The organism is Streptomyces sp. 150FB (genome assembly GCF_000818195.1).
Lineage (GTDB): Bacteria > Actinomycetota > Actinomycetes > Streptomycetales > Streptomycetaceae > Streptomyces.
The window spans coordinates 8,699,498-8,700,166 of the sequence record NZ_JTHL01000001.1 but is presented as its reverse complement, the minus strand read 5'-3'; positions in this window follow the sequence as shown (position 1 = coordinate 8,700,166).

Genomic DNA, 669 nt, shown 5'->3' with positions numbered 1-669 from the left:
TCCCCGGGGATCCCTGTCTGTTCTGCTGCTTTGCTCCCGGCTGCCAGCTGCTTGCCCTGCGGGGCACGCACGAAGGGATCACTGCCCCATGCTTCGCTGCTTAGCGGCGACCTGCTGGCGTTGTGGCGGGGAGGGTCGGTTGGGGAGACGTGGTGAGCGCCGACGGACGCAGGCGAGCCCTTGGCTGATGGCCGATCGGACGAGGTGCACCTCGGAGAGCCCCTGAGGTACTGCCGACCCACCAGCCTGGGACGGGCGTGATGGGGAGTGAGGCATGTGGGTGGGAAAAGGGAGGTGGGAGGCTGGCAGGCCTGTCTCCTGCGTCCATCGACGCAGAAGTGGTTGTCACAGACCATCCCACCCCCACCAACCTCCCATATGGGCAATATGCCCTATTTTTGAGGGTGGTTGTGGTGAGGAGAGGCCGCTTATGCGTCCCAGGACTCAGAAGAAGCATCTGCCAGACACCCACGGCCTCTCACAGACCCACATGCCACACCCCCGTCACACCGCCGTGCGGGTCAGTGGTCACGCAGGCACGCTCCGGGGTGCACCTCGTCCGATCGGCCATCGGCCAACGGCTCGCCTGCGTCCATCGGCGCTCACCACGTCTGCCCAACCAACTCTCCCCGCCACCACAGCCAGCTCGCAGACGCTTGGCCGAGTGGG